6 protein-coding genes and 1 pseudogene are annotated in these 9,313 nt (G+C 44.9%); 3 read left to right on the top strand and 4 right to left on the bottom strand.

Translation table 11 applies throughout. The features are described 5' to 3' along the window. Window positions 1-500: L-ribulose-5-phosphate 4-epimerase AraD (gene araD / locus WEIDD23_RS06255; protein ID WP_062358879.1), on the bottom strand; the 500-nt coding region annotated here is incomplete at its 3' end. After that, entirely contained in the window at window positions 469-2,136 is a 1,668-nt protein-coding gene (locus WEIDD23_RS06260) for a xylulokinase (protein WP_010374970.1), read from the bottom strand. The genes araD and WEIDD23_RS06260, both read right to left, overlap by 32 nt. Window positions 2,137-2,835: 699 nt before the next feature. Between WEIDD23_RS06260 and WEIDD23_RS06265 the strand changes: the two genes are divergently transcribed. After that, window positions 2,836-4,752: a metallophosphoesterase gene (locus WEIDD23_RS06265; protein WP_010374971.1), complete on the top strand. Its 1,917-nt coding sequence runs from the start codon at window positions 2,836-2,838 to the stop codon at window positions 4,750-4,752. Window positions 4,753-5,107: 355 nt separating this feature from the next. Here WEIDD23_RS06265 and WEIDD23_RS06270 read toward each other — a convergent pair whose 3' ends face one another. Both WEIDD23_RS06270 and WEIDD23_RS06275 read right to left on the bottom strand, forming a co-directional pair. Continuing rightward, a complete protein-coding gene (locus WEIDD23_RS06270) occupies window positions 5,108-6,385 on the bottom strand; it encodes an oligosaccharide MFS transporter (RefSeq protein WP_010374972.1) in 1,278 nt (425 codons plus the stop codon). Between the two features lie 26 nt (window positions 6,386-6,411). Beyond that, a complete protein-coding gene (locus tag WEIDD23_RS06275; protein WP_010374973.1) occupies window positions 6,412-7,386 on the bottom strand; it encodes a glycoside hydrolase family 43 protein in 975 nt (324 codons plus the stop codon). 410 nt (window positions 7,387-7,796) lie between these two features. Between WEIDD23_RS06275 and WEIDD23_RS06280 the strand changes: the two genes are divergently transcribed. Both WEIDD23_RS06280 and WEIDD23_RS13565 read left to right on the top strand, forming a co-directional pair. After that, entirely contained in the window at window positions 7,797-8,882 is a 1,086-nt protein-coding gene (locus WEIDD23_RS06280) for a GntR family transcriptional regulator (RefSeq protein WP_010374974.1), read from the top strand. A gap of 145 nt (window positions 8,883-9,027) precedes the next feature. Continuing rightward, window positions 9,028-9,313 (top strand): annotated as a pseudogene (locus WEIDD23_RS13565) (hypothetical protein); the annotation flags it as partial.

The following is a 9,313-nucleotide window of genomic DNA, read 5'->3' on the forward strand; positions in this document are numbered from 1 at the left end:
ACCAGAACCGCTGGTACTTCGTTAGGGTCGATGAAACGGTCTTCAAACGTCTTTACAATGACATTTCCCGTCTCCAACTCGTAAGCCCCATTAATTTCAGCTTCCGTCATTAATGACGTGGCTGGAATATCACCGTAGAACGTATCCGCGTGTGTTGTACCAGCTGCTGGAATATCCACGCCAGCTTGCGCAAATGAAACAGCCCATGGTGAGTGCGTGTGCACAATGCCACCGATATCTGGGAATTCCTTGTACAAGACACGGTGTGTGTCCGTGTCGCTTGAAGGGTTCAAATCTCCTTCAACGACATTCCCGTCCAAATCAACGACAACCATGTCATCTGGCGTCAAATCATCATAATCAACCCCAGATGGCTTAATCACGAACAAACCACTTTCGCGATCAATTTCTGAAACATTTCCCCAAGTAAACTTAATCAAATCGTGCTTTGGCAAAGCCATGTTTGCCTCATACACGCGCTGCTTCAAGTTCTCCAACATGAATTTCATCCTCCTCTACTGTTGCAACTACCGGTTCGTCCGAGATGGCATCAATGGCGGCCTTTTCGATCGCGATACCGTCCTTGTAACGGACCATAAATTCTTCAAAACCAGCGACGTCAACTGGGTCAGGTGCCATCGTTGTACTGTCTTGGTTCGCGAAGACACGGTTCTCCAAGAAGTCCGCCAATGACTCACCAGCTTCACGCATCGTCACATATTGTGACAAGATTGCCATTCCCCAAGGGCCACCTTCACCAGCGTTCGTCATCAACGTCACTGGGGCGTCCATAACTGCGGCCAAAATCTTTTGACCAACAACTGGTGTGTTGAAAATACCACCTTGGGCAACAACTGAGTCCATCACAACATCTTCTTGCTTCAAGATGTCCAACCCAATCTTAACGGCACCGAAAGCTGAATAGAGGTGCATGCGCATCAAGTTAGGCAAGTTGAATTCCGCATTTGGCGTGCGGACAAATACCGGACGACCTTCGTTAACACCCGTGATGTTTTCACCTGAGTGGTAACCGTAGCTTAGCAAGCCACCCGCGTCTGGGCGGGCATCCAAAACGGAACGGAACAAGGCACCGTACAAGTCATTGGCACTCAACTCAACGCCAATAGCTTGTGCGAATTGCTTAAACATCCGAGCCCAAGCATTAATTTCTGATGAGCTGTTATTGGCGTGAACCATGGCAACTGCTGAACCATCAGGCGTCGTCACCATATCGATATCTTCGTGGGCTTGTGACAAAGCCTTTTCCAAGACGATCATGGCAAAGGCTGATGTACCAGCTGACACGTTAGCCGTACGCTGCTTAACTGAGTTCGTCGCAACCATTCCTGTACCAGCGTCTCCTTCAGGTGCTGCGGCAACCGCACCACCAACCAGCAAACCGCTTGGATCCAGCAACTTAGCACCCTCGTCTGTTAAGCGGCCGGCCTCTTCACCAGCTGACTTAACCGTTGGCAAGATGTCGCGTAACGTCCAGTGATATTGTTGGACTGACTTCAACTCGTTGAACTTGTTCAACATGCCTTCGTCATAATCGACCGTGTTTGAATCGATTGGGAAGACCCCTGAGGCATCCCCAACACCCAATACCTTTTCACCGGTTACTTGCCAGTGCACGTAACCAGCCAACGTCGTCATGAAGTCGATATCCTTCACGTGCGCCTCTTGGTTCAAGATAGCTTGGAACAAGTGGGCGATGCTCCAACGCTGTGGAATGTTAAAGTCGAACAACTCTGTCAATTGGCTAGCGGCCTGACCCGTGATGGCGTTACGCCAAGTTCGGAAAGGTACCAACAAGTTGCCGCCCTTATCAAAAGCCATGTAACCGTGCATCATCGCTGCGAAACCAATTGATGACAAGTTACGGATAACTGTGCCATATTCGATGTTGACTTGATCCGCCATATCGCGGTAAGCATCTTGGACACCTGACCAGATATCTTCTAGTGAGTAAGTCCACACGCCATTTTCAAGCTTGTTTTCCCATTCATGACTTCCAACAGCGATTGTTGAGAAGTCTGTGGCAACCAAGACAGCCTTGATACGAGTTGAGCCGAACTCAATTCCCAAAGCGGCTTGACCGTTCATAATTTCGTTTTGAATTTGTTCTTTATTCATTATTCCGTTTCCCCTCAAACGAGAATCATTTTGCGTTTTGTAATCGTTTACATGAATTATATTAAATCACTTGTCCGTACAAATCAAGAACAAATTCGAACAATTCACAATTGGGACATATAAATCACAGTTAATTCACGTTAGTTGTCCGGATTAAGTCGTTTAAAACGCCTATTCTCGGGCATTTCTTTAATTCCGGACAAATGTAGCGGTTGTTTTAATTTTGCGTACAAATGTTGGTTGTTGGTAGTTTAAACGGTGCGTTGTTACGTTTATAGCGTGTCGTCGCGTTGCGACGAGGCATAGGGGTGCGGGATTAGCTTCGACAAAGATTGCATCTAGGCAACTCCGCCGGCGCGAGCACCGGCTAGCTCCCAAATAATTGGGTTAAGGGTCTGGTTCCGTATCGCCTTGTCTAACCGGCGGTCGGCCGAACTTGTGAGTTCCCTACCTGCAATCGCTACGCTAATCCCGCACCCCTATGCCAGCAGCCAAGTTATTCTATGTTTGTTTGATTGTCATGGATATAATCAAACACGGCAGAGAACATCCTGACACTACACAAAATCCCCATTTCACTTAATCGTGATCTGGGGATTTTTCTTCTACGTATATATTTAAATATAGATATGTCTGTAAAACCATCTATGCACCGCTACACCTGGAAGTGGTACACGGTTTCGCAGAGAGGCTAGTGATATGACTAACGAAAACAACAACTTGCCCCGATTGATTGAGGAGCAAATAAAACAATACCCACAGAACAGACGCCGACCTGTAAATAAGGTGGTATATGCGAATCGATACTTCGCATTGGAGAACAACATTAAAGAGAACACATTCAGCATCGTTGCTAATGATTTGGTGTTCTCTGCGATTCCCTATGACACGGCCCGATACTATATCGAGCGTGCCGCGCGTTACTCAATGTTGAGCCCAGAGAAAACTCGACGGTATTTAGAAAGCCACGAAGATAACATCAAAACATACATTGGCAAAGCTTTAATGCAGCAAGCCGGCGTTATGTATCCTTATGGACCCGATGTCGATGAGTTCGTCGCTAAAAACGAAACACACATAACTGCTGAGTACCATAAAATCTTTGAACATCCTTTATTTGAAATTCAAGTTCTGGGGCGCCTGATGCAACATGACTCAACCGGTCCATTATCTGCTAATCTTGCTGGTAAGTTCCTGTACGACAGCAATCGGTTCACCGGTATTATAGGCTACATCTCGGAATACATGAAGTTTATCGCCCAAGTTACTGATGATCTGCAGATTTCTACCGATGGTTCGGGTGTTATGTCGTTGTCCGAAGGGACGAATCTTGAGAATTTATATGTGTCTGCAGATACAGACCTGACCCGCGTGTCGGAATTATTACCTGCAGGAACGGCGGCCGGGTTTAACTCGCGCGCTGTGTCTAATATAAATGAAGGTCAATATGATGATCCCGACACGCAAATTTTGTTAAAGTCTGTTGTTGGCGCAGAATTGTCTAAAGCACGTCAAAACTATACGGCACACTCAGTAAACCCTAAACTTATTGATCCGTACTACAAAATTGTGTTGCCAACGTCAAATAACAATAAAATCAACGTTGTATCCGACATCCACGCCGGTGTAGCAAATAAGAATCTGACTTCGTTACCATTCAGCAATGATAACTTCAACATCATTGCCGGCGACGCGTCTGATGGTCGCGTGTCTGACAAAAATATCAAAGGGATATACGTTATTGGAAATCACGATATGACCGATGTGTTAGCTGGCACGATCGTGTCGAAAGACGACACATTGGCAAAGTATCGTGACTATCAATGGTTCCAATTGCTGGTTGCGAATCTTGGAAACGATGCATGGCCACTACTTCCTGCTGGTGACAACGACATCTATGCCTATATCGCCGATGACGTTCAGTCTAGATTTCCACAGTTAAAGGTGTTGAACAATGAAAGTACGATGTACGCCGGCGTACGTTATGCTGGTTTGACGGTCCCAATTCGTTTTTCAAATCAGGCGACTGAGCAGCAATGGATTGCCGATGAATTGATTCGAATCCTGGGAGATGACACCACCACACCAACAGTTGTAGTTAGTCACGCCCCCATCTTCAATGAATTGAGCATGCTGTCAAAAAAGAGCAAATCGTTCAATGATAAGTATGCTTTGTCCAATAATCAGCTGGCCAAGATATTCACGCAGTACAACGTCGTTGGCGTGGTCCACGGACACCATCATATTCCAGCTGCTCAAGCGAACTGGCATAAGATTGTTAAACAGTTCGGACGACCTATGTTTGTTATCGACTCAATTTATGCCAATAACAATACAGGCCAAGAATTAGAAAAAGAGTTCACTCGTCAGCGCCGCGCTGCAGAGTCAGAAAAACGGAACAACCCAAATCAACTAGCTGCACGTAAAGCCCGTATCGAAGCCAAGACCCGCGAATACACTGTAGATGATGATATTAAACAAGTCGTTGGCCTGACCTATGAGAAGCCACGTAATCGTTATACTGTTGATAAAACTATCGATGGCAAGCATATACGTAAACGCTTCTTAAATAAGGCTGAAGCAATTTCTTATCTGAACCAATTGAACGGACATTAATCAAAGCCACCGCATTGTACTAGTTTGCGGTGGCTTTTTACATGGTCAATCCGCAACTATTTCCGTGGTTTAGTAACCACTCCTCAGAACGTGGATAAGACGACTAGCAAGAAGATTTTGAAACAAATTGACTTCACCAAAAATAACAAGTCGCTGTAGTTGCACTTTAAATTTTTGGTTTCCAAAGGCACTTTATGAGCGTTTACTATTACAAATAGGTATGTATTTCGCCATTTGTCATAGATTCAAAATTCCGATCAAACAAAAATCCCAGCAAGCCTCGCTGGACTTACTGGGATAATTTTGGAATTATTAGCCTAAAAAATCTCTCACAATTTTTAAGGGTTAATTGGCGTTACGCCTGGGATTCAGTTACCTGCTCCACGGGGCCACCCGCTGCCTCTTCGACTGGGTTAACCTTCTTCTCACGCTCCAAGAAGAATACGGCTACCAACGTGATAACCATAACCACAGCTGACATCATCAAGTACGTTGATTGGTAACCAACCTTGTCGTACATTGATCCAGCGACTGTTGAGAAGATAAAGACTGAGATTTGCTTAGCAAAGTTAGATGCCAAGGCGTAAACTGTTGCGTACAGACGGATGTCGAAGGCGCCTGAGATGTACTTCATGATTGAAACCAACAACAATGGCATTTCGAAACCAGCTAGCAAACGGAAGAAGACAATCCACTCCCATGATGGTGCCATGGCTGATCCGAAGATACGCACGAACGTCAAGAATCCGTAAATCAACAAACCGTTACGCGCACCAATCTTGTTGATGATGTAAGGCATCGGAATCATCAAGCACAATTCAATCACTGTTTGCGCTGAGTTCATGTATGAGTACATGATTGTTCCTTGTGAGTCAGTCTCAAAGAACGTCTTGAAGAAGACGATAAATTGTTGGTCGAACACGTCGAACAAAGCTGAGGCACCCATGTAGAACAAGGCCAAAATCCAGAAGTTACGCAACTTGAAGATTGAGAAGATATCCTTCTTAGTCAACTTTTCGTTTGAAGCACCCATTGCAGCGGCTGCGTTTGAGAAGTTAATCTTCGTTGAGAACAACAACAACATCGTCAACAAAACAGCTGACGCCGAGCAGGCCCACCAGATAGCGTTTGGTTGCCACAAGAACAAACGACCGGCTACCAAAGCTGATACGGCTCCGGCAACTGATCCACCCATACGCGAGTGACCAAACTCAAACTTGTTTGCCAATGAGGCACGTTGTACGTACTGCTCAATAACTGACACACCACCATTCAAGATGAAGGCCAACACAATACCAGTTACGATTGAAGCCAAAACTGGGCTGATGGCCAAGATTGGCATGAAGGCCCATTGGAAGTAAGGGCCGATAAAGATTCCAGCAATTGCAATCGTAATTAACAACGTCTTTTTAAAGACCAACTTATCGGAAATAACTCCGAACAACGGTTGGAACAGCAATGACATTCCAGCCATCAATGAGAAGACCACCCCTGATTGCGCGCCTGATAGGCCAGCTTGTTGACCTAACCAAAGCGTCAAGAATCCATATGTAATCGCCCAAATAAAGAAGTAACTAAAGTGCGAAGCCGCAAATCCCCAGAAATGCTTGCTCTCCTTAACAACTTGACTCATGATAATCCCCCTGAGTTTTCATTCAATTAGTTAAAAGTAAATGGTTGTGGCTTGCCAAACACTGGGAAGCCTTCATCGTCCCACTCAAATGGTTGTACCATCGTGTGGCGGTTTGGATCATACAAAGGATCACCCTTGATATCCAGGTAGTTACGCACGTGGTAAACCAACAAATCGGTTTCACCATCTTCAGCAACCGTAAATGAGTTGTGACCCGGACCGTACAAACCGTTTTCCATATCTGATTGGAAAACAGGGTGGTCCAACTTATGCCAGTTTGCAGCGTCTAAGACATCCTTGTCATCTTCGATCCACAACATCCCCATCGCGTAGTTTTCATCAGTGGCCGAGCCAGAGAACGTCAAGAACACCTTGCCGTTACGCTTCAAGATAGCTGGTCCTTCGTTCACCCAGAAAATCTTAGTTTCCCAGTCGAACTCTGGCTTTGACAACATAACTGGCGCCGTCTTCAACGTCCATGGATTTTCCATTTCAGCGATGTACAAGTTTGAGTTACCCTTAATCTCCGGGTCCTTTTGCGCCCAAACGTAGTACAGCTTGTCGTTTAATTCAAATGACGTTGCATCCAGGGCAAATGAATCAAGGTGCGTTTCAATTTGTCCCTTTTCAACCCAGTTTTCTTCTGTTTCCATTGGGTCTTCTGCGTCGCACTCGATGGCAAACATGCGGTGTTGGAACATGCCGTTTTCATCAAATGCCGTTGTATGTGAAGCAGCATAGTACACATACCACTTACCTTCCGTGTAGTGTAACTCTGGTGCCCAAATCAATTCGCTTTGTGCGCCGGTCCCTGAATCGTGCTTACGCCAGATTGTGCGTGGCATTGCGTGAGCCAAACCATCAATCGTCTTCGCACGACGTAACTCAATCAAGTTGTAAGCTGGTACCGAAGCAACAAAGTAGTAATAACCATCCGTGTGCTTGTAGATATATGGATCAGCACGTTGGATGATCACTGGGTTTTCGTAGCGAACTGTCATATCTGTTAAACTCCTAAAATTTCTTGAAAGCGTTTTCTTTCTTTTACGAGTATTATTAAAACACTTGTACGGACAACTTACAACCCCAAAAGCATTCAGTTCACGTTCAATTCACATTTTCTTAAACTTTGATACATTTATCACAAATTAAAAATACGGTTTTTTAGTTAGAAAAACGCCTATTTATAGGCGTTACGTATAATTTTAGGCCTGTTTTGTACCAGAATGAACTTTACGCTAGTGATTGTTGTCCGTTATTCCGGATGCGCTTACATTTGTACGGACAATGATTGATTATTGCTTATTTACGTCTGTTTTTCATAACAATTCACGGTTTTGTCTAACACAACCGGACAATTACTTGTATAATGAATATCATAAATAAACACGACAGAGAGATTGGGTCTAATATGGATACGAAATACGATATCGTTAAGAAAGGGCTTCGAGATGATATACTTTCTGGTAAATACGCCATTGGCGACAAATTACCAACCGAAGCTAACTTAACCGAACAATATGGCGTCAGTCGTTATACCGTCCGTCGTGCAACCAGTGATTTAGAACAAGAACATTTCCTCTACCGCGTTCAAGGTGGTGGTATGTATGTTGATGATTGGAATAAAGCGCCGGCAACAACTTCTGACAATAAGGTCATCGGGGTGATTACAACCCACCTAGCCGACTATATCTTCCCTGAGATTATCAGCGGCATCGACCGCGTGATTTCAGATGAAGGCTACTCGCTCTTCATTAGTAATACGCACAACACGTATGAACGTGAGCGCCAAAGCCTGATGCGCATGATTGAAACAGGCGTGAACGGGTTGATTATCGAACCAACCATGTCCGCTTTGCCAAACGCCAATAAAGATTTATATGATCAAATTCGCGAACTTGGCATTCCGACCGTCTTTATCAATTCTACTTATGAACATTTCGACTTCCCCTACTTGGAGGTGGACGATACCAATTCAGAAGCTGATTTGATTAATCACCTGATTGCACAGGGACACGAGCGCATTTTGGGCGTGTTTAAGGTCGATGACGTCCAAGGCGCGCACCGTATGCAAGGTTTCTACAAGGCATATCAACAGCACCCGGCGATTGCGTTGCACAGTAACATCATCATGTATCAATCAAACGATGAGGCTAGCAATGCACAAATCTTGAATAAGATTGAAACACACTTGGAATCCGCTGATCGACCAACTGCCTTGGCTTTGTACAATGATGCCTTGGCCATTCAAACGATTGATTTGGTGAAATCACTTGGTTTGCGGGTACCAGAGGATATTGCGATTGTCGGATTTGACGATTATGCGATGTCTCACTACATGACGCCAAGTCTAACGACGGCGCGTCACCCACAAGGTAAGATGGGGCGTGATGCTGGGCGGATGCTCCTTGAGTTGATCAAGGGCCACCCCGTGGAAAACGTCCGCTACGATAGCGACATTATCATTCGCGATTCATCTAACCATCACGTGAATTAACACAAAAAGAGCTACTGTTGGTAGCTCTTTTTTGTTCTCTGTCAAACCGAACGCCTCATGAGCAGATTATTTGAAACAATTCTGTAACAATAGGATAATTGATGTACATTAACGTGAGTCATTCTTATATAGGAGGGTTTCGGTTATGTACTATCTGGTTAATAAACAAGCAACAACGTTAACATTCTATTTTGAAGACGGCACACAAGACTTCGGTCTCGAACAATTATTTAACCTGAGTCGGCACGCATTTGCTGAAACGATTGCCCCCTATGGGATTGGCGAGCACATCGAAGAGGCAATGGCCTTCGAACAAACCTTTTCGGCTTACGAGCGCAAGGATTTGGAGATTGCGACTAAGGATGAATTGATTGACCTTGTCATTGCAGGCCAAGAGGAAGCCGTGGCCATTCGCAAGTCTAAGGAAGACA

The organism is Weissella sp. DD23 (genome assembly GCF_001579105.1).
GTDB classification, from domain to species: domain Bacteria; phylum Bacillota; class Bacilli; order Lactobacillales; family Lactobacillaceae; genus Weissella; species Weissella cibaria.